Origin of the sequence: Bacillus sp. NEB1478, from assembly GCF_031582965.1 — a bacterium.
Lineage (GTDB): Bacteria > Bacillota > Bacilli > Bacillales > Fictibacillaceae > Fictibacillus.
Genome location: NZ_CP134049.1, coordinates 1182641 through 1206025 on the forward strand (window position 1 = coordinate 1182641; position 23385 = coordinate 1206025).

17 protein-coding genes are annotated in these 23385 nt (G+C 38.0%); 16 read left to right on the forward strand and 1 reads right to left on the reverse strand.

Going from position 1 to position 23385, the window contains the following annotated elements; all coding sequences use genetic code 11:
* Positions 1 to 14: 14 nt before the first annotated feature.
* The 8 genes from dnaE (at position 15) to RGB74_RS05705 (ending at position 10689) form a co-directional block, all read left to right on the forward strand.
* Complete coding sequence (dnaE, locus tag RGB74_RS05670) at positions 15 to 3398, forward strand: DNA polymerase III subunit alpha (protein WP_310762027.1); 3384 nt, start codon at positions 15 to 17, stop codon at positions 3396 to 3398.
* A gap of 124 nt (positions 3399 to 3522) precedes the next feature.
* A complete protein-coding gene (locus tag RGB74_RS05675) occupies positions 3523 to 4758 on the forward strand; it encodes an NADP-dependent malic enzyme (protein WP_310762802.1) in 1236 nt (411 codons plus the stop codon).
* A gap of 20 nt (positions 4759 to 4778) precedes the next feature.
* On the forward strand, positions 4779 to 5426 hold the full coding sequence (locus RGB74_RS05680) for a FadR/GntR family transcriptional regulator (protein WP_310762028.1): 648 nt from the start codon (positions 4779 to 4781) through the stop codon (positions 5424 to 5426).
* A 19-nt stretch (positions 5427 to 5445) separates the two neighbouring features.
* Positions 5446 to 6300, forward strand: a complete 855-nt coding sequence (gene accD / locus RGB74_RS05685) for an acetyl-CoA carboxylase, carboxyltransferase subunit beta (RefSeq protein ID WP_310762029.1) — start codon at positions 5446 to 5448, stop codon at positions 6298 to 6300.
* A 2-nt stretch (positions 6301 to 6302) separates the two neighbouring features.
* Positions 6303 to 7277: an acetyl-CoA carboxylase carboxyl transferase subunit alpha gene (gene accA, locus RGB74_RS05690; protein ID WP_310762030.1), complete on the forward strand. Its 975-nt coding sequence runs from the start codon at positions 6303 to 6305 to the stop codon at positions 7275 to 7277.
* Positions 7278 to 7394: 117 nt separating this feature from the next.
* A complete protein-coding gene (pfkA, locus tag RGB74_RS05695; RefSeq protein WP_310762031.1) occupies positions 7395 to 8354 on the forward strand; it encodes a 6-phosphofructokinase in 960 nt (319 codons plus the stop codon).
* A 92-nt stretch (positions 8355 to 8446) separates the two neighbouring features.
* Complete coding sequence (gene pyk / locus RGB74_RS05700; RefSeq protein WP_310762803.1) at positions 8447 to 10201, forward strand: pyruvate kinase; 1755 nt, start codon at positions 8447 to 8449, stop codon at positions 10199 to 10201.
* A gap of 92 nt (positions 10202 to 10293) precedes the next feature.
* Positions 10294 to 10689, forward strand: coding sequence for an FxsA family protein (locus RGB74_RS05705; RefSeq protein ID WP_310762032.1), 396 nt, complete (start codon positions 10294 to 10296; stop codon positions 10687 to 10689).
* Positions 10690 to 11209: 520 nt separating this feature from the next.
* On the opposite strand, the gene ytvI is transcribed toward RGB74_RS05705, so the two are convergent.
* On the reverse strand, positions 11210 to 12325 hold the full coding sequence (gene ytvI, locus RGB74_RS05710) for a sporulation integral membrane protein YtvI (protein ID WP_310762033.1): 1116 nt from the start codon (positions 12323 to 12325) through the stop codon (positions 11210 to 11212).
* 41 nt (positions 12326 to 12366) lie between these two features.
* Between ytvI and RGB74_RS05715 the strand changes: the two genes are divergently transcribed.
* The 8 genes from RGB74_RS05715 (at position 12367) to polA (ending at position 23274) form a co-directional block, all read left to right on the forward strand.
* Positions 12367 to 12825 carry a DUF441 domain-containing protein gene (locus RGB74_RS05715; RefSeq protein ID WP_310762034.1) on the forward strand — a complete coding sequence of 153 codons (459 nt, stop codon included), beginning with the start codon at positions 12367 to 12369 and terminating at the stop codon, positions 12823 to 12825.
* A 250-nt stretch (positions 12826 to 13075) separates the two neighbouring features.
* A complete protein-coding gene (gene citZ, locus RGB74_RS05720; protein ID WP_310762035.1) occupies positions 13076 to 14191 on the forward strand; it encodes a citrate synthase in 1116 nt (371 codons plus the stop codon).
* Between the two features lie 115 nt (positions 14192 to 14306).
* On the forward strand, positions 14307 to 15575 hold the full coding sequence (gene icd / locus RGB74_RS05725) for an NADP-dependent isocitrate dehydrogenase (RefSeq protein WP_310762036.1): 1269 nt from the start codon (positions 14307 to 14309) through the stop codon (positions 15573 to 15575).
* A gap of 80 nt (positions 15576 to 15655) precedes the next feature.
* On the forward strand, positions 15656 to 16594 hold the full coding sequence (gene mdh / locus RGB74_RS05730) for a malate dehydrogenase (RefSeq protein ID WP_310762037.1): 939 nt from the start codon (positions 15656 to 15658) through the stop codon (positions 16592 to 16594).
* 77 nt (positions 16595 to 16671) lie between these two features.
* Positions 16672 to 17148 (forward strand): MaoC family dehydratase, encoded by a 477-nt coding sequence (locus RGB74_RS05735; RefSeq protein WP_310762038.1) that lies wholly within the window; start codon positions 16672 to 16674, stop codon positions 17146 to 17148.
* A 303-nt stretch (positions 17149 to 17451) separates the two neighbouring features.
* A complete protein-coding gene (locus tag RGB74_RS05740; RefSeq protein WP_396136021.1) occupies positions 17452 to 18204 on the forward strand; it encodes a winged helix-turn-helix domain-containing protein in 753 nt (250 codons plus the stop codon).
* Entirely contained in the window at positions 18204 to 19949 is a 1746-nt protein-coding gene (gene pnpS / locus RGB74_RS05745) for a two-component system histidine kinase PnpS (protein WP_310762040.1), read from the forward strand. The genes RGB74_RS05740 and pnpS overlap by 1 nt, the downstream gene beginning before the upstream one ends.
* A gap of 682 nt (positions 19950 to 20631) precedes the next feature.
* Entirely contained in the window at positions 20632 to 23274 is a 2643-nt protein-coding gene (gene polA / locus RGB74_RS05750) for a DNA polymerase I (RefSeq protein WP_310762041.1), read from the forward strand.
* The last annotated feature ends 111 nt before the right edge of the window (positions 23275 to 23385 follow it).

Sequence of the window (23385 nt, forward strand, 5' to 3'; positions counted from 1 at the left end):
AAGGAAGTGAAGGTATGGGATTTGTTCCTTTACATGTACATAGTGAATATTCTCTTCTCGAAAGCTCTTGTCGTATAGATGATCTCGTTAAAAAAGCGGCAGAATCGGGTTGTTCAGCAATGGCTATATCTGATAAGGGGAATATGTATGGAGCATTAAAGTTTTACACATCTTGTTTGAAAGCCGGAATAAAACCTATTTTAGGTTTAGAGGCTATGATCGTTGACGAAAGCTTACAAAAAGATCAGACAGGGACATCTCCAAAAAACATTCTTTTGTACGCAATGAATAAAGAAGGCTATCAAAATTTACTTAAGCTTTCTACGATAATTCAAACGAAACAGGATGGAGTTTATAGGCCTATTTCTCATACAGTCCTTTCAAAGCATTCAAGTGGATTAATCGCGCTTTCATCAGGTCAAGAAGGTGAAATTCAGCAGCTTCTTGCTAATGAAAAAGCATCAGGAAGCCGGTTAGAAAAGGTGCTTTCTTATTATAAGGAGACTTTTCACAATCAGTTTTATTTAGGCATTGAAGACCATGGTACTGGATTTGAAAAAACATTAAATCTCCAATTACAGTCTTTGGCGAGAGAACATCACATTCCTCTTCTTTGTGCCCATGAAACGTATTATATGGAAAAGGAAGATGCTCAAGCACATGATATCCTTTTATGCATTAAACATGGGGAAAAAGTAAACAATCCAGATCGTTACAAATTAGCAACGGATGATTTTTATTTTAAATCCGAAAAAGAAATGCAAAATTTATTTTCCCATTGTAAAGAGACATTACGTGAAACGGTCAAATTTGCGGATCGCTGTAATTTAGAATTGAAACTTGGCGAGATTGCACTTCCTAAATATCCTGTCCCGGGTAAGAAAGATAGTTACGAATATTTAAAAGATCTTTGCCAAAAAGGGATTGAAAAAAGATATAAATCAATCACACCACAAATCGAAAAAAGGCTTGAATACGAGTTAAATATTATTAAAGGCATGAAATTTGAGGATTATTTTTTAATTGTTTGGGATTTTATGAAGTTTGCTCATGAACAAAATATGATTACTGGACCTGGTCGAGGATCAGCAGCAGGTTCTTTAGTTGCTTATGTGCTGAATATAACTAATGTTGATCCGATACATCATGAACTGATATTTGAACGGTTTTTAAATCCTGAGAGAATAACGATGCCCGATATTGATATTGACTTTCCTGATAATCGGCGTGATGAGGTATTAAGGTATGTTGCATCAAAATATGGGACTGACTATGTCGCTCAAATCATTACGTTTGGTACACTAGCAGCAAAGGCAGCAATCCGAGATGCCGGCAGAGTTATGGACTATCCACCTTCATTAATTGATCAAACATCTAAAAACATTCCTTCCCGTCCGGGGATTAGTTTAGAAAAAGCGCTCCAAGAATCTCATGGGCTGCAGCAAGCTTACTCCTCAGATGAAAGTGTGAGAAAGCTTATTAATATAGCCAGTGAGTTAGAAGGTCTTCCAAGGCACGCATCCACACATGCAGCCGGAGTTGTTCTATCAGGAACACCTCTTGTTGAAACCGTACCGCTGCAAACGGGCCATGATGAGATTCCCTTGACACAATACAGTATGGAATGGTTAGAATCGGCTGGATTATTAAAAATGGATTTTTTAGGTCTGCGAAATTTATCTTTGATTGAAAACATACTTCTTTCTATAGAAGAAAGAGAAGGTTTTAAAATTAATTTGAGTGAAATTCCATTCACAGATCAGAAAACGTTTCAGCTGCTATCTGAAGGAGATACGACTGGCGTTTTCCAGCTGGAATCTGATGGAATGAGAAAAGTTTTGCAACAGTTAAAACCTACAGAATTTGAAGACATCGTTGCTGTAAACGCATTATACAGACCGGGTCCTATGCAGAACATTCCAGACTACATCGCTGGAAAACATGGTGAAAAGACGGTTACTTATCTCCATCCTGATTTAGAGCAAATATTGAAAAGCACATATGGGGTTATCGTTTATCAGGAACAGATTATGCAGATTGCAACAAAGGCAGCTAGATTTACACTTGGTGAAGCAGATTTGTTAAGACGAGCAGTCGGAAAGAAGAAAAGAGAGATCTTAGTTAAAGAGCGTGAACATTTTGTTGCAGGCTGTTTGAAACAAGGGTATGATGAAAAGTCTGCAGATGCCTTATATGATCTGATCGTACGATTTGCTGATTATGGTTTTCCAAGAAGCCACGCTGTTGCCTATAGTGTTATTGCTTATCAGCTAGCGTATTTAAAGGCAAATTTTCCAACGCACTTTATGGCAGCATTACTTTCAAGTGTGATTGGTAATCATGATAAAGTTAGTCAGTATATTAAAGAGTCTAAGCAAAAAGGGATTCCTGTTTTTTCCCCTTCTATAAAAGAGAGTCAATCATTTTTTATTCCTGAAGGCAATGGTATTCGATTTGGTCTGCTCGCGATTAAAAACGTGGGTATTAATGCGATTCGGTTTATAAGTGATGAAAATAAAAAGGAGTCTTTTCTGGACCTTTTTGATATATGTGCCCGCTGTCCGCAAAAAATTGTCAATAAACGGACGATAGAATCACTGATTTTTGCAGGAGCAATGGATGATTTAGGTGAAGACAGAGCGGTCCTATTAGCTTCGTTAGAAACTGCTATTGAATACGGAGAAGAAGTTCAGGAAATATCGCGAAAAAATCAGATGTATCTTTTTGATGATGATATCAATCTTCCTAAGCCGTCTTATGTTACTGTTCAACCTTTTCAAGATAGTGAAAAGCTTAAATTCGAAAAGGAAGCGCTTGGCTTTTTCTTTTCTTCTCATCCACTCGAAAGATTCAGGTCTGTCTTAAAGACCTGGACAGCAGCAAGTATTGGCGATATTAACGTAAAGAAATCTCTCATTCGTCTTGGAGTTCTCATAGACAAAGTACGTGTGATTAAAACAAAAAAAGGAGAACTGATGGCCTTTTTGTCGATTAGTGATGAGAGCGGTGAAGTTGAGGCAGTTATTTTTCCTAAAAACTATGAGGAATATCATGGACTTCTGCAAAAAGGAGAGCAATTGTTCTTAGAAGGAAGTGTGGAAGAACGAAATAATGCGTTACAAGTTTTAATCAGCAAATGTAAACCGCTGCGGGAACTTAAAACTAAGAGCCAGCCTGCTGTCTTTATTAAAATTGATAAAGAACACAATTCCCCAGATTATTTGAATGCGATAAAACAAATACTTGAACAATCAAAAGGAAATGTACCTGTTGTTTTGATCTATGAAGAAACGAGAGAAAAAGTACAAGTCTCTCAACGCATTCATGCTGCTGAAGACTTAATCGTAGAATTGCAATCAGTTATTGGTGAGGGAAATGTCGTTTTTAGAAGAAATTAAAAATCTTTACAGCTTGATTACATTTGATATAATGGATGAGTCAATTATAGTGGTCTGACCACCTTTTCGATTGGACTCTCCGACCATAAAATTTTAAAAACCTTTAGGAGATGACAAAATGTCTATGTTACGCGAAGAAGCTCTACACATGCACAGAACACATCAAGGAAAACTGGAGTCGAAATCAAAGGTACCTGTACGTAATGCCAAGGATCTAAGCCTTGCTTATTCACCTGGTGTTGCTGAACCTTGTAAAGATATTTATGATGACAAATCTAAAGTCTATGATTATACGATGAAAGGGAACACGGTAGCTGTTGTCTCGGATGGCACAGCTGTTTTGGGACTCGGAAATATCGGACCTGAAGCTGCCTTGCCTGTAATGGAAGGAAAAGCAGTTCTATTCAAAAGCTTTGCAGGTGTTGACGCATTCCCTATTTGTTTAAATACAACAGATGTGGACAAAATTGTTGAAACGGTTAAACTTCTTGAGCCTACATTTGGCGGAGTTAACCTAGAGGATATTGCAGCACCTAATTGTTTCGTTATTGAGGAACGTCTAAAAAAAGAAACAAATATACCCATTTTCCATGATGATCAGCATGGAACAGCTATTGTAACGCTTGCTGGATTAGTAAATGCTTTAAAACTGACTGGCAGAGAAATGGCGAAAATAAGAGTAGTTGTTAACGGTGCAGGTGCTGCAGGAATTGCAATTATTAAACTGCTGGATCGCTTTGGTGTTAAAGACATTATTATGTGTGACACAAAAGGAGCAATTTACGAAGGACGTCCTTTTGGAATGAACAGCGTAAAAACGGAAGTTGCAAGATTTACGAACCGCACAAAAATTGAAGGTACTCTTTCTGATGTAATCAGCGGAACAGATGTTTTTATTGGTGTTTCTGTTGAAGGTGCACTAACAAAATCAATGATAGAATCTATGAACCCAGATCCAATTATCTTTGCTATGGCAAATCCAAATCCAGAGATTATGCCTGATATAGCACGTGAAGCAGGTGCTATGGTAATTGGTACAGGCCGTTCAGATTTTCCAAACCAAGTAAATAACGTACTAGCTTTCCCAGGAATATTCCGCGGGGCGTTAGACGTTAGAGCAACACATATTAACGAGGAAATGAAAATTGCAGCAGTACATGCTATCGCTAATCTCGTTAATCCGACAGAATTGAATGCAGAATACGTTATACCTGCTCCATTCGATCCTAGAGTAGCACCTAATGTTGCTGCAGCAGTTGCCACAGCCGCTATGGAAACAGGTGTAGCAAGAATTAGAGTAAATCCAGATGATATTGCAGAAAAAACAAGAAGGCTGGCTATTATCGGTAAAGATGAATGAAACCGGTAAAGGAGAGAGGAATGTCTGTCCAACCTACCGAAAAAGTATATATTGAAATTTTAAAAAAATTAAGATCTATTATTGTGGAAGATGAACTGCAAGCGGGTGATAAACTCCCTTCTGAACGTGAGCTCACTGACCGGCTTTCGGTAGGGAGATCTTCCGTACGTGAAGCGTTAAGAGCTCTTGAACTGCTTGGTTTAATTGAGACCAGACGGGGTGAAGGCACATTTATTCGTGAAGCTACCGGACATCGACTTGTAGAGGTACTGGCTTCTTTCATCTTAAATGATGAAAAAGCTCGTACCGATTTACAAGAAACACGTCATATTGTAATAAAGGATTGTGTAGAATTGGCAATCATAAGATGTACACCAGCAGAAAAAAATAAGCTGGAAGAATTGCTGCGTCAAATGAGACAAGATTCTACTGAAACAAACAATCTAGCGTGTAAACAATTTGAAAAAGTAATCATTCAATCCTGCAATAATCATCTACTTTATCGTTTATATGTCGAGCTTACAGGTTACGGTTCATCCTTACTTAGAACAAATTCACATTGGCCTCCAGAGATGTGTGTGGAAGTCATGGAGCTTTTTGAGCAAAAAAAAGCGAAGGAACTAACGAATTTGTTGTCAAAACAAAACGATGCAGTTCATCGTATCTAATAGGTGGTGTTATTCATTTATGATTAAAGGTTTGTTCGTAAAAAAGAAAAAATATGCCACAATACCGACCGATCGGGCAAAGCAAGATGTACCTGAAGGGATTATGAGTAAGTGTCCTGAATGTAAGCACATCATGGTTTCAAAAGAATTAAGAAAAAACTTGATGGTATGCACAGTATGTCAGTATCATTATCCGATGTCCTCACAAGAAAGAATAGCAAGTTTAATTGATGAGGGAACTTTTGTTGAATATGATTCGGATATGATTTCAGGCAATCCTTTAGATTTTCCGGATTATGTAGAGAAGCTTGAAAGCGACCGCAAAAAAACGAAAATTAATGAAGCGGTTGTTACTGGTGAAGGACAGATAAATGGCATAAATACAGCTATAGCGATCATGGACTCCCGTTTTAGAATGGGCAGTATGGGTTCAGTAGTCGGAGAGAAAATTACCCGTGCGATCGAGAACGCTATTGAAAAGAAATATCCATTTGTTATTTTTACCGCTTCAGGCGGTGCACGTATGCAAGAAGGTGTGCTGAGTCTGATGCAAATGGCGAAAACGAGTGTTGCATTAAATAAATTAAGTTCCAGAGGATTGTTATTTATTTCTGTTATGACACATCCTACTACTGGTGGTGTATCTGCAAGTTTTGCGTCTGTAGGTGATTATAATTTTGCTGAACCTCGTGCATTGATAGGGTTTGCAGGCAGAAGAATAATTGAGCAAACCATTCGCCAAGAACTTCCGGATGATTTTCAAACAGCAGAATTCTTATTAAAACATGGTCAATTAGATGATGTAATTCATCGTAGTCAGATGAAGAAAACATTAGGAACCTTGTTAAAAATCCACAACGAAGGGAGGCGTTAAGCATGGCAGATCTAGAATTTGAAAAACCGATCCACGAACTTCAAAAGAAAATAGCAGAACTAAGAGCTTTTATGGACGGAAAAGGCATCGATTTAACCGATGAGATTAAAAGACTCGAAGAAAAGCTATCCAATTTGGAACAAAGTACGTATTCAGAAATGAAACCATGGGACCGTGTTCAGATTGCCAGACATGCGGAGCGCCCGACTACCCTTGATTATATTAAATATTTATTTACGGATTTCATAGAGCTTCATGGTGACCGTTTTTTTGGAGATGATGAAGCAATTGTAGGCGGAGTGGCCTTTTACAAAGAACTTCCGGTTACTGTAATTGGTCATCAAAGAGGTAAAGACACGAAAGAAAACTTGCGCCGTAATTTTGGAATGCCGCATCCTGAAGGCTACCGTAAGGCATTGCGACTTATGAAACAAGCTGAGAAATTTAACAGGCCGATTATCTGTTTTATTGATACAAAGGGAGCTTATCCAGGTAAAGCTGCAGAAGAAAGAGGCCAAAGTGAAGCAATTGCCCGAAATCTCGTTGAAATGGCAGGATTAACAGTTCCTGTTATTTGTATTGTTATCGGTGAAGGGGGCAGTGGCGGAGCTCTTGCCTTAGGTGTCGGAAATTACGTTCACATGCTTGAGAATTCCACGTATTCTGTAATTTCACCTGAAGGAGCTGCAGCAATTCTTTGGAAGGATGCTTCTCTTGCCAAAAGAGCTGCTGAATCCATGAAAATTACAGCACCTGATTTGAAGGAATTGGGAGTTATCGATGAAATCATTGAAGAAGTAAAAGGTGGAGCGCATAAAAATGCAAAACTTCAATCTGAAAGAATTGACGAAGTTTTGGAAGTTTCTTTAAATACTCTCCTATCCATGTCTTCTGAAGAATTAATTGAACAGCGTTATGAAAAATATAAAAAAATCGGACAATTTGGGTATGTAAGCGATTCCATTGTTGTCAAATAGGGAATGTGCCTTTCCGCGTTGGGAAAGGTGCATTTTTTTGGTTTTAGTTGTCTATTGTGTTCAACATTTGAACATGATATTTTAGTAAGACGAGAGAACTAGAGAGGTGAAATTTTCATGAAACGGATAGGGGTTCTAACTAGTGGAGGCGATGCTCCCGGTATGAATGCTGCCATTCGTGCAGTGGTTCGTAAAGGGATTTTTCATAATTTAGAAGTTTATGGGATATACAATGGTTATGCAGGATTAATTTCAGGGAATATAAAGAAATTAGAGCTTGGATCTGTCGGTGATATCATCCACCGTGGAGGTACCATGCTTCATTCTGCTCGCTGTCTGGAATTCAAAACACTGGAAGGACAGCAAGAGGGAATTGAACAGTTAAAGAAAATTGGTATTGAAGGACTAGTCGTTATCGGCGGCGATGGATCTTTCCAGGGAGCTAAGAAATTAACTGAACAAGGATTCCCTACTATTGGGGTTCCGGGGACAATTGATAATGACATTCCTGGAACTGATTTCACAATTGGATTCGATACAGCTTTGAATACTGTGATAGATGCTATTGATAAGATTAGAGATACAGCTACTTCACATGAACGGACTTATATTATCGAAGTAATGGGTCGTGATGCAGGAGATCTTGCTTTATGGGCAGGACTTGCAGACGGTGCTGAGTCTATTATTATTCCAGAAGAAGAGCATAAAGTTGAGCAGATTGTACAGAAACTGAAAAGAGGTCATGAGCGCGGTAAAAAGCATAGTATTATTATCGTTGCTGAAGGCTGCGGAAGCGGTGTTGATGTAGCAAACCAGATCGAAACTCTTACTGGTTTTGAAACGAGGGTCACTGTTTTAGGCCATATTCAGCGAGGCGGATCTCCGTCAGGGTTTGACCGTGTATTAGCGAGCCGTCTTGGTGCCAGAGCTGTAGAACTCCTTTTAGATGGTAAAGGTGGCCGAACAGTGGGAATTGAAAATAATAAACTCGTCGATTATGACATTACAGAGGTTTTATCTAGAAAGCACACAATAGATAGAGATATGTATCGCTTATCTCAAGAGTTGTCTATATAAAAATTCCGCTTATTGCATCGTATGGTTTCTGCTGTTAGCAGGCTGTACGATGCCTTCTTGCGAAAAAAGAAAATCAGGAGGCCATTTATATGATGCGCAAAACTAAGATTGTTTGTACTATAGGTCCTGCAAGTGAAAGTATTGAAAAGCTAAAAGCATTGATGGATGCTGGAATGAATGTTGCACGGCTTAATTTTTCTCATGGTGACTTTGAAGAACACGGTCAAAGAATCAAAAATATCCGTGAAGCCTCTGCTGAGTTAGGGAAAACAGTAGCCATTTTATTGGATACAAAAGGTCCGGAAATCCGTACTCAAACACTTGAAGGCGGAGTAGCTGAATTGACAGTAGGAAATGAAATTGTTATTTCTATGGAAGAAGTCGTTGGGAACGAAAAGAAGTTTTCTGTGACTTATCCTGGACTTGTTGATGATGTTCATGTTGGTTCACGAATCTTGCTTGATGATGGTTTAATCGAACTTGAAGTAACTGAAATCAAAGCAAAAGAATTAACTGCTAAAATTCTTAACTCTGGAACTTTAAAAAATAAAAAAGGTGTAAACGTACCGAACGTTAGTGTGAAGCTTCCTGGCATTACAGAAAAGGATGCAATGGATATCGAATTCGGTATTAAACAAGACGTAGATTTTATCGCAGCATCTTTCGTTCGCCGTGCTACAGACGTTTTAGAGATTCGAGAAATTTTGGATAAAAATCAAGCGAACCATATTCAAATCATTCCTAAGATCGAGAACCAAGAAGGCGTTGATAACATTGACGAAATTCTTGCTGTTTCTGACGGTTTGATGGTAGCACGTGGAGATCTGGGAGTAGAAATTCCAGCTGAAGAAGTTCCTCTTGTGCAAAAAATGCTTATCAAAAAGTGCAACGAACTTGGAAAACCTGTAATCACGGCAACTCAAATGCTTGATTCTATGCAGCGCAATCCACGTCCAACACGTGCAGAGGCAAGTGACGTAGCGAATGCTATTTTTGATGGTACAGATGCTATTATGTTATCCGGAGAAACGGCTGCAGGGAACTATCCTGTTGAAGCTGTGTTAACGATGCATAAGATTGCCAGTCGTGCAGAGAGTTCATTAAACTTTAAAAATCTCCTGTCATCGAGAAGCAAAGAAAGTAAAACAACAATTACAGATGCTATCTCTCAATCTGTTTCCTTTACTGCACTGAACTTGGATGCCGATGCAGTCATTACAGCAACTGAAAAAGGCCAAACTGCAAGGATGATTTCAAAATATCGTCCAAAAGCACCGATTATTGCAGTAACGAGCAATGAAGATGTTTGCCGTAAGCTTGCACTTGTATGGGGAGTAACTCCTGTTTTAGGATACAAAGCGAAGACAACTGATGAAATGTTCCAAGTGGCGATTGAATCTGCTTTAAAAGCGGATGCGGTTCAGCATGGAAACTTAGTTGTAATCACTGCAGGTGTACCTGTTGGCGAATCTGGTTCCACAAATCTAATGAAGGTTCATATTATTGGTGATGTTCTTGCTAAAGCACAAGGAATCGGCCAATCTTCCGCATCAGGTAAAGTAATCGTTGCTAAAAATGCTCAAGAAGCAATGGAGAAAATGACAGAAGGAGCAATCCTTGTAACGGTTGGAACAGATCGTGATATGATTTCTGCTTTTGAAAAAGCTGCAGCAGTTATTACAGAAGAAGGCGGCTTAACAAGTCATGCAGCGGTTTGCGGTGTTTCCTTGAGTATACCGGTAATCGTTGGTCTTCAAAATGCTACTGAGATCTTTAAAGATGGACAAGAAATTACGATTGATGCTTCTGTAGGTTACATTTATGATGGCAGAAAGAACGTAATTTAATCTAATACAATGAAAGAGAAGGGAACGAAACCTTCTCTTTTCTTATACGTAGAATATAAAGCGTATTAGTAATTAGAAAGCGGTGAAATGAAATGTTCCGAAAATTATTGTTCCTATTTATTTTGGTCCCTGCTATTGAAGTCGGCTTGTTCATAGCTGCTGGCCAGTATATCGGATTTCCGGCAACGATCACTATCATTTTCTTAACAGGAATAATAGGGGCATATCTTGCAAAGCGGGAAGGACTGGAAACTGTTAAAAAAGTGCAGACTCAGCTTCAAAAGGGACAAATGCCTACAGATGCCGTATTAGATGGTGCCTGTATTTTAGTAGGCGGTGCACTTCTTTTAGCTCCAGGGTTTTTAACAGATATAATGGGGTTTTCCCTGCTTTTCCCGCCGTTTAGAAAAGTACCGAAGTTATGGATAAAAGCATTTTTATATCATAAAGTTAAAAACGGTCAATTTTATTTCATCAGAAGACGCTAATATACAAAGAAAGAACGCCGCTTTTATCAAGTAAGCAGGCGTTCTTTTTTATTTGCTGTTTTCTAAGAGATTGCTATTTAATGTTGACTCTTTTCTAGAGGCACTTAACTAAAAGCTGTTTTCTAAAAGAATGTTGCTTTTTAATCTTATTTTATTTCTTCTTAGACAGTTGGTTGAAGTGGAAGGTGTGAGACTCCTCGAAAATGAAAATCACATTTTCTTCGTGCGATATAATGCTGTCGAAGCTTTCCTTGTCCTGCGGGACAGGCTGGCAGTCCGAAAAGCGGAAGCGGTTTGGTCAGCCCCGACAAGCAAAAGGGAAATGGGCTAAGAAGGCGTTTTTTGGCTTCGGAACCATTAAACTTTTGACCTCGAGGGGCTAACCGCTGCAGCTAGACAGGTGAGACACTTATACGTGAGACGTACGAATGTAGCTCACCGGCTGCCCCGCGGAAAGCGAGCAACCTGGAACGGAAATCAACTACTTTCAAAAGCAACAAAATTTCCGGAAATACACTTTTTATTTGACGGGTCTCATAATAAACTGATAGATTTCTTGGAAAAACTTAGCTTCATATAAAGCACGAATTATGACGAGAAAAACAGGACCGATAATTAAACCGATAAATCCGAATAACTGAAAACCTGCAAACAAAGATATGAGTGTTGCGAGAGGATCTAATCCAATCGTAGAAGATAATAATTTTGGTTCCATAACTTGTCTTTGAATGACCACAATTCCATATAGGATAGAAAGGCCGATTGTTAATGGAAAGTTGCCGGTTAAAAAGCAATAAGCGATCCACGGTAGGAAAACAGCGCCTGTGCCGAGATAGGGAAGAAGATCGATTGCTCCAATTAAGATTGAAATAGTTACAGCATAATCAATTTGCAAAATGAGTAATCCTGCTAGTACTATAACAGCTGTAATGGATATTAATGTGAGCTGGGCCTTAAGAAATCCAATTAATGCTTTACGAAGCTCTATATAAACGGCTTCTACTGTAAAGGTGAATTTTTCAGGGAAAACGCTTGTAACATAACCTGTTAACCGAAACCAATCCTTGCTGATAAAAAATGCAGCTAATAGGGAGAAGGTAAATACAGTTAATATTGTGGGAAGGCTAACAACCAAAAAAGAAACACCATTTATAATACCTTGTGTTATATCTGTAGCATTAGTCGTGATATTTGTCCCAACCTTTTCAATATTGTCCATTACTGTTTCCTGCTGGTTAGAACCTAATTTGCTGTATATCGATAATAAATCGTGATAAAGAGGAAGTACATTTGTTTTAAAATAGTTCTCAAAATAATATACAAGTTCCTCGATATATCCTGGAATTTCATGTGCGATATAGGCAAATCCCGTCATCATTTCCTGAACCAGAAGAATAATAAGCAATACAACAAAGCCGAGAAGGGCTAATAGGGATATAATAACGGCAAGAGCCCGATTGATCTTAAATCTTTTTACTAAAAAACTGACTATAGGGTTGATGATAAGAGCTATAATTGCACCTGCAATAAATGGATATAGAATTCCCGAAATGTAATATCCTGCAATTATTAGTAAGATAGCAATTAACACTATACTCATTAAACGAAGTATTCGATGTGTAATTTCTGGAAGCAAACAATCACCTGCTTTCATTTGAAAATAGAAAGGAATATAGTATGGAACCTATTATTTTTTTAGTTGGACTTTTGATTATTGGAGTGATTGCTAAGAATCAATCACTTATGATAGCCGCAGGTTTTTTAATTCTTTTGAAATTAACAGGATTCAGCGGGAAATGGTTTTCATTTATTCAGCAAAAAGGAATTAACTGGGGAGTTACAATTATAACAATAGCTGTTTTAATTCCTATAGCAACTGGGGATATCGGCTTTAAGCAGCTTCAGGAATCCTTAAAATCGTATTATGCTTGGATCGCTTTGCTTTCGGGTATTTTTGTTGCTGTTATTGCTAGTAAAGGGCTGCACCTATTACAAAATGACCCTCATATAACGGCAGCATTAGTATTTGGCACAATTCTTGCAGTTGCCATTTTTAAGGGTGTGGCAGTAGGACCGTTAATTGGTGCAGGCATAGCTTATTTAGCGATGAGAATTGTGGATTTCTTTACAACGTAGTACAATCAAAACGTATGAATTATGGCATATCCGTTCACAAAAATCAGATTATTGTTTATAATTGATATGTATGTCCCATTTCCTTTAAATAGTCTTTCATTTTTCAACTGTGTTGAAAACAGATAGAAGTCGGAACTCAAAAATAATATCCGGCTTTTTAAAGATTGAAAAATGTAAGCTCTTTCTATTTTTTAAAAAGTGAAACAATTAAAGGAGAAGAGAGAAAAACAGAAAAAAAGGAGAGATAGCCATGACAGCTACAAGAGGATTAGAGGGAATTGTTGCAACAACTTCTTCTGTCAGTTCTATCATTGACGATGTATTAACCTATAGAGGATATAGCATTGATGACTTGGCTGATCACGCAACTTTTGAAGAAGTTGTTTACTTGTTATGGAACAAAAAACTTCCTAACCAATCGGAGTTAGAAGAGTTTAAGTCAGAGCTTTCAGAAGCGAGTGAACTTCCAGCAGAATTACTCGAACATATGAAATCGCTTCCTTTGAAAAATGCTCATCCTATGACAGTTTTACGTACCTTGATTTCTATGTTGGCGATGTACGATAAAGATGCAGAGGACATGTCTACGGAAGGCAATTACAAAAAAGCAATCCGTCTTCAAGCACAAATCGCGTCAATCGTAACTGCTTTCTCACGTATCAGAGAAGGCAAAGATCCTGTATCTCCTAAAAAAGAACTTAGTTTTGCAGGTAATTTCTTATATATGTTAACAGGCAAAGAGCCTGATGAGATTTCTGAAACTGCAATTAACAAGGCACTAGTATTGCATGCTGACCATGAGTTAAACGCTTCGACGTTTACTGCTCGTGTTTGTGTAGCTACACTATCTGATATTTATTCAGGTGTAACAGCTGCGATCGGAGCGTTAAAAGGACCGCTTCACGGCGGAGCAAATGAACAAGTTATGAAAATGCTTTCTGAGATCGGCGAAGAAGAAAATGTTGATTCATACTTGGATAAAGCAATTGAGAACAAACAAAAAATTATGGGCTTCGGACACCGAGTATACAAAAATGGTGATCCTCGTGCAAAACATCTTCGCGAGATGTCCAAGCAGCTGACTACTATTACAGGCGAAGAAAAATGGTACACGATGAGTGTCAAAATTGAAGAGACTCTTAAAGAAAAGAAAGGTCTTCTTCCAAACGTCGATTTTTATTCAGCTAGTGTATATCACAGTCTGGGAATTGACCATGATTTGTTTACTCCTATCTTTGCTGTAAGCCGTATTTCGGGCTGGAACGCACACATTTTGGAGCAATATGAAGATAACCGCCTAATCCGTCCTCGTGCAGATTATATCGGTCCTGATAAACAAATGTATGTTCCTTTAGAACAAAGATAAATTTAAAGAAAATAAGCAGTACTTAAAAAAGAGAAGGGTTTCTTCTTCTCTTTTCACTATGTTTTTTAGTAGACTAGTATAGTAGTTGTATTTGTAGAATTAGGAGGAATTGATTATGTCTAACGGAGAACGCATTACAGTTGACAACGGAGTGTTGAAAGTACCAAATGAAGCAATTATCCCTTTTATTGAAGGTGACGGGACTGGACCAGACATTTGGGCTGCAGCTTCCCGTGTTTTAGAAGCAGCTGTTGAAAAAGCATATAACGGTGAAAAGAAGATCGTTTGGAAAGAAGTTCTTGCAGGTGAAAAAGCATTCAACCAAACTGGTGAGTGGCTTCCGGCAGAAACTTTAGATGTTATCCGCGAGTACATTATTGCAATTAAAGGACCATTAACAACTCCTGTAGGTGGAGGGATTCGTTCTTTAAACGTTGCACTTAGACAAGAATTGGATTTATTTACTTGCCTTCGTCCTGTACAGTATTTCAAAGGTGTTCCATCTCCAGTAAAACGCCCTGAAGATACAAACATGGTTATTTTCCGTGAAAATACTGAAGATATCTATGCTGGTATTGAATATGCAAGCGGATCTGATGAAGTAAAAAAATTGATCCAATTCCTGCAAGATGAAATGGGAGTTAATAAAATCCGTTTCCCTGAAACATCTGGAATCGGTATCAAGCCTGTATCTTCTGAAGGTACTAAGCGTTTAGTGCGTGCTGCGATTCAATACGCAATCACTGAAGGACGCAAAAGTTTAACACTCGTTCACAAAGGAAACATCATGAAGTACACTGAAGGTGCCTTTAAGAACTGGGGTTATGAGTTAGCTGAAGCTGAATTTGGAGATAAAGTTTTCACTTGGGCACAATATGACCGTATCGTTGAAGAAAGCGGTAAAGACGCAGCAAACAAAGCACAAGCTGATGCTGAAGCTGCTGGGAAAATTATCGTTAAAGATTCCATCGCAGATATCTTCCTTCAGCAAATCCTTACACGTCCAGCTGAGTTTGATGTAGTGGCTACTATGAACTTAAATGGTGACTACATTTCTGATGCACTTGCTGCACAAGTAGGCGGAATAGGGATTGCTCCTGGAGCAAACATTAACTATGAAACAGGACATGCAATTTTCGAAGCTACACACGGGACAGCGCCAAAATATGCTGGTCTTGATAAAGTTAATCCATCTTCCGTTATTCTTTCAGGTGTATTAATGCTAGAACACTTGGGCTGGGGTGAGGCTGCTAAGCTTGTCCTTACTTCAATGGAAAACACAATTGCAAGTAAAGTGGTAACTTACGACTTTGCACGCTTAATGGATGGTGCAACAGAAGTTAAATGTTCTGCGTTTGCGGACGAACTTATTAAAAATATGTAATACTTAGCCCCTTTCATTTTAGGGGCTTCATTTTAGAGGATATTTGTTATCGTTTCTATATTGTTCCTGGAGGGAAAGAAATGGCAAACAAACGTAAAAAGGTTTCAGTTATTGGTGGAGGCTTTACCGGAGCAACAACTGCTTTTATTTTAGGGCAAAAAGAAATTGGGGATGTTGTATTAGTTGATATTCCTCAAATGGAAAACCCTACAAAAGGCAAAGCGCTGGATATGATGGAAGCTAGTCCTGTACAAGGCTTTGATGCCAAAATTACAGGAACAAGCAACTATGAAGATACAGCTGAATCTGATGTTGTTGTAATCACTGCTGGTATTGCTCGCAAACCTGGTATGAGCCGTGATGACCTCGTTAATACAAACGCAGGAATCATGAAAAGTGTAACGAAAGAGATCGTAAAGTACTCTCCTGATTGCACAATCATCGTACTGACTAATCCGGTTGATGCAATGACTTACACAGTGTTGAAAGAATCTGGATTCCCTAAACAGCGTGTAATCGGCCAATCTGGAATCCTTGATTCTGCCCGTTTCCGTACTTTTGTTGCTATGGAATTAAACCTTTCAGTTAAAGATGTAACAGGTTTCGTTCTTGGCGGACATGGTGACGATATGGTACCTCTTGTACGTTATTCATACGCTGGGGGAATTCCTCTAGAGAAACTTATCTCAAAAGATCGTCTTGATGCCATCGTGGAACGTACACGTAAAGGCGGCGGAGAGATCGTTAATCTTCTAGGAAATGGTTCAGCTTATTATGCACCTGCAGCTTCACTTGTTGAAATGGTAGAGGCGATTGTGAAAGATCAACGCAGAGTGCTTCCGTCAATTGCCTTCCTAGAAGGTGAGTATGGCTATGATGGAATCTGTCTAGGAGTTCCGACGATTATTGGTGGAAACGGACTAGAAGAAATCATTGAATTAGAACTTACTAGTGAAGAGAAGTCTGCACTTGATCAATCTGCTGCATCAGTAAAATCAGTAATGAATGTATTAGCATAAGAAAGGTTCGGGGATAGATCTCCGAATCTTTTCTCCTATTTAAAATGTAAGCGTTATCATAAAGAGGGAGGATTAAAATGCTGATTGGTAAAAAGAGGAAGCTCGGAAGAAAGATTACTGAGATCCAAGCTGGAGAAAAATTGGAGATGCAAGAAACGGTAGAAGATAAAGATCTGTTGTTATATTTAGGGCTCACAAACGACAACAATCCTCTTTATATACAACATGATTATGCAACGTTGACTCCGTTTAAAAAACCGGTCGTTCCTCAAATAATGCTGATGGGAATGATTACATCTGCTGTATCGAAGTATTTGCCGGGTCCGGGAAGTTCGATTACTCAATCGCAATTCCAATTCATAAAGCCTGTCTATCATTATTCAAAATTAACTTTTTATTTTGAAGTGACGAAGGTAGATCGCGAAAAACATGTAGTCGATATTAAGGCAAACGCTGTCAATGAAGATGGAGTAACTGTCCTTTCCGCACAATTAGAAGTTTGTCCGCCTTATCCGCCAAAACCAATTACTTCTCAAACAATGGAGAATTTTTAAAAAGATCAATTTGCCTTTAAAGCAAAGATATGTGCTTTAAAGGTTTTTTTATATTCTTAAGACTTTTTAATATGCTCAAAGATTGTTGTATTTTAGCTATATTCGTTAAGAGCTTCATTGGCAAAGTTGCCCCTCGCGGAGAGCGAGCATCCTGAAACGGAAATCAACACTTCCAATTTCCAAGAGCAACAAAGATTGCGAATACAGCCAGTAAAAAAGAGGGATTTGTTAAGGCTATGTAAAAGTATTGTTAAGCAAGTATGAAATATTCTCGTTTTTTGTACACACTAATAAAAAAATAGTATGATAATTTTGTACAAGTCGTTATTAAAGGTGGGAATAGCATTGAGCCAAAAGTTACTCGTTGTAGAAGACGAACTCTCAATATCAACATTATTGCAATTTAACCTGGAGCAAGCTGGCTTTCAGGTAGTAACGGCAATGGATGGCAAAAGTGGATTAGAAAAAGCTGAAAAAGAAATTCCGGACCTTATCATTCTAGATTTGATGCTTCCTGAGATGGACGGGCTGGAAGTTTGCAAAGAACTCCGCTTACGAAAATTAAATATCCCTATTCTCATGCTTACGGCTAAAGATGATGAGTTTGATAAAGTGCTTGGGTTGGAATTAGGGGCCGATGATTATATGACGAAGCCGTTCAGTCCAAGAGAGGTAGTTGCCAGAGTCAAAGCCATTCTCCGCAGAACGTTAACCAGCAATGAAATAGAGGAAAATAAGAATAAATCTGAGCATCTAAAAATAGGTGAAGTAGACATTTATCCTGAAAATTACGAAGCTTATTTTAAGGAAAAAGCACTGGAGTTAACACCAAAAGAATTTGAATTACTTGTTTATCTGGCAAGGAACAAAGGTCGTGTTCTCTCAAGAGAGCAGCTGCTATCTGCAGTATGGAACTACGATTTTGTTGGAGATACAAGAATCGTTGATGTCCATATAAGCCATTTGCGCGACAAAATTGAAATAAATACTAGAAAACCAATCTATATTAAAACGATCAGAGGATTAGGTTACAAATTAGAGGAGCCTCAACTCTAATGACGGAATTTAAAAACCGGGTACTTACATTTTTTCTGCTCGGGATTTTACTCGTATTTGTTCTTCTAGCACTTATTATGGGGAATATTGTTCATCACTCTGTTAAGGATAAAAGGTTAGAGTTTTATGTAAAAGAAATAAGGTTGATTGAACAAATATTACAGAACGAACCAGATGTTTCACATATAAATAAGCTTTTACAATATGCATCTAAAGATTTAAACGGAGAAATTTACATTCTTGATGCAAACTGGAAAGTCAAATTTTCATCTGATAATCAAAAAACGAAGAATATGTTATCGTACTTTACCGATAATAAGCCGGATCTTGTTTCACGTGAAGAACCCTATTTTATAAATGAAAACGGAAAAACCTATTATGCGTTTAAAAGAAGTACAGGCAATAAATCTGGATATATTCAGCTCGTTGTTCCTGAAGGGTTAGCAGAATCTCAGGAAAGATCCATTTGGGTCATGATGTCCATTGGCTTCTTTATTTGTTTCGTTATCATTTTATATGTTTCAATCCGGGTCATACGTAAAATTGTTAAACCTGTTGAAGAAGCAACAAAAACTGCCAAAGAATTAACAAGAGGCAACTACAAGGCGAGAACGTTTGAATACTCAGGAGAAGATATAGGTGAACTTAATTATTCTCTTAACGTATTAGCAAGAAACCTCGAAAAAATAACGAAGTCTCAGGAATCACAGCATGACCGTTTAACAACCTTGATTGAAAACATGGGCAGTGGTTTGATATTGATTGATTCGAATGGCTACATCAATCTTGTTAATAAAGCCTTTAAAGAAATTTTTGAAGAACACACTGATTTTTGGACAGGACATTTATTTTATGAAGTGTTTCCACATGCGCAAATTAAAGAGATTGTTCAAGAAACATATTTAACAGAAAAGAATGTAAGGAAGAATGTTGTACTGTCGATTCATATTGAACGGAAGCATTTTGATGTCTACAGTGCCCCAGTACTAGATGTAAAAGGAAAGCTGCGGGGGATTGTATTAGTATTTCATGATATAACTGAATTGAAGAAGCTGGAGCAAGTTCGCAAAGATTTTGTTGCAAACGTCTCTCATGAATTAAAGACTCCTGTCACCTCTTTAAAAGGTTTTGCCGAAACATTACTAGATGGTGCTGGTGAAAATGAAGAATTTCGAAATAAATTTCTCACCATTATTTTAAATGAAAGCGACCGATTGCAGGCGTTAATTCAGGATTTGCTCGATCTTTCAAAAAGCGAACAAGGTTTTAATTTAGACATTCAAAAAGTGAAATTGAACCAGTTAGTGAACGAAACAATAGAAATCTTGCAGCATAAAGCTGAAAAGAAAAACATTAATCTTTCTGTCGATGCTTTTGGAGATACGATGATGGACGGAGATCCTCTTCGTCTCAAACAAATTATTATTAACCTCGTCTCAAACAGTCTTACGTACACGCCGATTGATGGGACAGTCAAAGTTAAATTAGAAGAACTAGGAACCCAAATTAAATTTTCTATAATAGATACTGGAATCGGGATAAAAGAGAGTGAGATACCAAGGATTTTTGAACGGTTTTATCGGGTAGACAAAGCAAGGAGCAGGAATTCTGGAGGAACAGGCCTTGGACTAGCGATTGTAAAGCATCTTGTAGAAGCCCACCATGGCTCTATTAATGTAAAAAGCAAAGTTGGCGAAGGCTCTGTTTTCACTATATTGTTTCCTAAAGAAATAAAAGGAACGTAAGCTTTACAAATCCTTTACACCCATGTTTTCATTCATTAACAGTATTGATCTATGATTAAATTATCCTTTTTCAGTACCCCCTTACGCGAGAGTCATTACTATGACTCTCGCCTTTTTTATTTAATTGTTGATTGATAAGCTGCGAATCTCGTTGTCAGTTTCTTTTTCTCAGTGCTCATTTAGATGTACTAAATTCCGCTCCTCGAAAATTTCACTTCCTCGACCTTCTTGCTGCTCCTGCGGTTACTCGTCGCAACTCGCAGTCTTCGTGCGAGTATTGCTCGTTTCTAAATCAACAAATGATTGGATTGATAAGCGAAAAATCTCTTTCTTTTTGGTTTTTTTCTAAAGGATTGTTGATACAGAGATCTTTGAGAAGTTCTTCATTGAATAGTTAATTAGAGCGGAAGGGCGAGACTCCTCGAAAATGAACTACAATTTTCTTCGTGCGATGTAACGCTGCCGCAGCCTTCCTTGTCCTGCATGATGAGTGGGACAGGTGAGACCAATCAATGTCGCAAGTCGACGAATGGGCTCACCGCACCCCTGCGGAAAGCGAGTCCAAAGAGCGGTAATTAACCCCATTCAATAGCAACAATGAATACGAAACAGCCTTCTTTTTTGTATCTACAAGTGGTCATGATACAATAGAAACAGAGAATACCCTTGGGAGGTAACGGGCTTGGGAGATAAAACGAAAAAATTAGTATTAATCGATGGAAACAGTATTGCATATCGAGCTTTTTTTGCATTGCCACTGTTAAATAATGATAAAGGCATTTATACAAATGCTGTATATGGTTTTACACAAATGCTGTTGAAAATATTAGAAGACGAAAAACCAACTCATATACTTGTAGCATTTGATGCAGGTAAAACAACGTTCCGCCACAAAACGTTTGGAGAATACAAAGGCGGCCGTCAAAAAACACCTCCAGAACTGTCAGAGCAATTTCCGTTCATCAGACAGCTTTTAGATGCATTCCAAATTAAACGGTATGAGCTGGAAAATTATGAAGCTGATGATATTATCGGTACGCTTGCTTCACAAGCTGTTGAAGGAGAGTGGGATGTTAAGATTTTTACGGGTGATAAGGATTTACTTCAGCTCGTAACAACAGATATTCAAGTTGTTCTTACTAGAAAAGGTATAACTGAAGTTGAAGCATATACAGTTGATCAAGTAAATGAACGTTACGGGATTACCCCTTTGCAAATCATCGATATGAAGGGACTGATGGGAGACCCTTCTGATAACATCCCAGGTGTACCAGGTGTAGGTGAAAAGACAGCGATTAAATTAATTAAAGAATATGGGTCGGTCGAAAAAGTGCTGGATTCCATAGATGAAATTTCAGGAGCCAAGTTAAAAGAACGTCTAACTGAAAACAAAGAACAGGCTTTAATGAGTAAAGAGCTCGCTACCATTACGACTGAAGCGCCTATAGAATTAGGAATTCATGATACAACTTATGAAGGCTACAGTACGTCTTCTGTTTTCCCGCTTTTTAAAGAACTTGGTTTTCAATCGCTGCTCGAACGTTTGGGTGGAGAAGAAGAGATTCTTCCAGAAACAGAGAAAGAAGAGCTTAAATTTCAAACCGTGACAACTATAGAATCAGATATGCTTATAAGTCCTTCTGCACTTGTAGTTGAAACACTTGCTGAGGATTATCATGGTGCACCCATTCATGGTATAGGGTTAAGCAACGAAAGCGGCACATATTTTATTTCTGCCGAAGATGCTGATCAATCAGATGTTTTTAAAGAATGGCTTGAAAACGATGACCAAAAGAAATACTTATTTGACGCAAAAAGAGCACACGTTGCTCTTCATGGTAAAGGAATTGCGTTAAAAGGAATTGATTTTGATATTCAGCTTGCTTCTTACTTGCTTAATCCTGCTGAGGCTACTGACGATGTAGCATCTGTTGCAAAGCAATTTGGACAGCAAAATGTAGATGCAGATGAAAGTGTATATGGTAAAGGTGCTAAAAAGAAAATACCTGAAAAAGACATTTTAGCTGAACATTTGAGCAGGAAGGCAAACGCTATTTATTTAATGAAAACCATTCTTTCTGAAAAGCTGGAGGAGAATGAGCAAAGTCATCTTTTTTATCAGTTAGAACTCCCGCTTTCCATTGTGTTATCAAAAATGGAGGAAACCGGTGTTCGAGTAAAAGCTGAAACTTTAAAGAAGATGGGTGCTGAACTAGAAGGACAGCTTACGGTTCTTGAAAAAGATATTCATGAACTTGCAGGTGTAACCTTTAATATTAATTCGCCAAAGCAACTCGGTGAAATTTTATTTGAAAAATTAAATTTACCAGCTATCAAAAAAACAAAAACTGGCTATTCAACTTCTGTTGATGTGTTAGAAAAATTAGAAGGTAAGCATGAAATTATCAATAAAATTTTAATTTATCGCCAGCTTGGAAAGTTAAGATCGACCTATATTGAAGGGTTGTTAAAAGTTGTTCACGAAGATACTGGGAAAATTCATACTCGTTTTAATCAAGTGCTTGCTCAAACAGGGCGTCTTAGTTCAATTGATCCTAATTTGCAGAACATTCCGATTCGGCTTGAGGCAGGCAGAAAAATCAGACATGCTTTTGTAGCTTCTATTCCTGATTGGAAAATACTTGCGGCGGATTATTCGCAAATCGAACTGAGAGTACTTGCTCACATTTCGCAAGACGAAAACTTGATTGAAGCTTTCCAAAAGGAAATGGATGTTCACACAAAAACCGCTATGGATGTTTTCCATGTTAACGAAAATGAAGTAACTTCAGAGATGAGAAGACATGCAAAAGCAGTAAATTTCGGAATTGTATATGGGATTAGTGATTATGGTCTTTCTCAAAGTCTTGGTATTACTAGGAAAGAGGCCGGAGAATTTATTAAGACGTATTTAGATAGTTTTCCTGGCGTTCAAAACTATATGAGTGATAGTGTAGCTGAAGCGAAGCATAAGGGATATGTTTCTACATTACTGCACAGAAGAAGATATTTGCCGGAAATCAACAGCAGAAATTTTAATCTTCGAAGTTTTGCTGAAAGAACCGCAATGAATACTCCGATTCAGGGAACAGCTGCTGATATAATAAAAAAAGCAATGGTGGATATGGATCAGCGGTTAACAGAAGAAGGATTTGAAGCAAAAATGCTATTATCCGTACATGATGAACTTATTTTTGAAGTGCCGGAACATGAAATCGAAAAGCTTGAAAAAATAGTTTGTGATGTTATGGAAAACACAGTGGAGCTAGATGTCCCATTAAAAGTTGATGTAAGCTGGGGAGACTCTTGGTTTGAAGCAAAATAAATGAAAACAGCATCACCGTTATGCGGTGGTGCTGTTTTATCTAAACTTTTCTAAAGTCTTTTTACTAAAAGAATGTTGCTTTTGGGTCGTTTTGGTAAAGTGCCTTCATTA

Coding starts and splice junctions, on each gene's coding strand:
- dnaE (WP_310762027.1), top strand. CDS start 15: ATGGGATTTGTTCCTTTACATGTACATAGTGAATATTCTCTTCTCGAA.
- RGB74_RS05675 (WP_310762802.1), top strand. CDS start 3,523: ATGTTACGCGAAGAAGCTCTACACATGCACAGAACACATCAAGGAAAA.
- RGB74_RS05680 (WP_310762028.1), top strand. CDS start 4,779: ATGTCTGTCCAACCTACCGAAAAAGTATATATTGAAATTTTAAAAAAA.
- accD (WP_310762029.1), top strand. CDS start 5,446: ATGATTAAAGGTTTGTTCGTAAAAAAGAAAAAATATGCCACAATACCG.
- accA (WP_310762030.1), top strand. CDS start 6,303: ATGGCAGATCTAGAATTTGAAAAACCGATCCACGAACTTCAAAAGAAA.
- pfkA (WP_310762031.1), top strand. CDS start 7,395: ATGAAACGGATAGGGGTTCTAACTAGTGGAGGCGATGCTCCCGGTATG.
- pyk (WP_310762803.1), top strand. CDS start 8,447: ATGCGCAAAACTAAGATTGTTTGTACTATAGGTCCTGCAAGTGAAAGT.
- RGB74_RS05705 (WP_310762032.1), top strand. CDS start 10,294: ATGTTCCGAAAATTATTGTTCCTATTTATTTTGGTCCCTGCTATTGAA.
- RGB74_RS05715 (WP_310762034.1), top strand. CDS start 12,367: ATGGAACCTATTATTTTTTTAGTTGGACTTTTGATTATTGGAGTGATT.
- citZ (WP_310762035.1), top strand. CDS start 13,076: ATGACAGCTACAAGAGGATTAGAGGGAATTGTTGCAACAACTTCTTCT.
- icd (WP_310762036.1), top strand. CDS start 14,307: ATGTCTAACGGAGAACGCATTACAGTTGACAACGGAGTGTTGAAAGTA.
- mdh (WP_310762037.1), top strand. CDS start 15,656: ATGGCAAACAAACGTAAAAAGGTTTCAGTTATTGGTGGAGGCTTTACC.
- RGB74_RS05735 (WP_310762038.1), top strand. CDS start 16,672: ATGCTGATTGGTAAAAAGAGGAAGCTCGGAAGAAAGATTACTGAGATC.
- RGB74_RS05740 (WP_396136021.1), top strand. CDS start 17,452: ATGATAATTTTGTACAAGTCGTTATTAAAGGTGGGAATAGCATTGAGC.
- pnpS (WP_310762040.1), top strand. CDS start 18,204: ATGACGGAATTTAAAAACCGGGTACTTACATTTTTTCTGCTCGGGATT.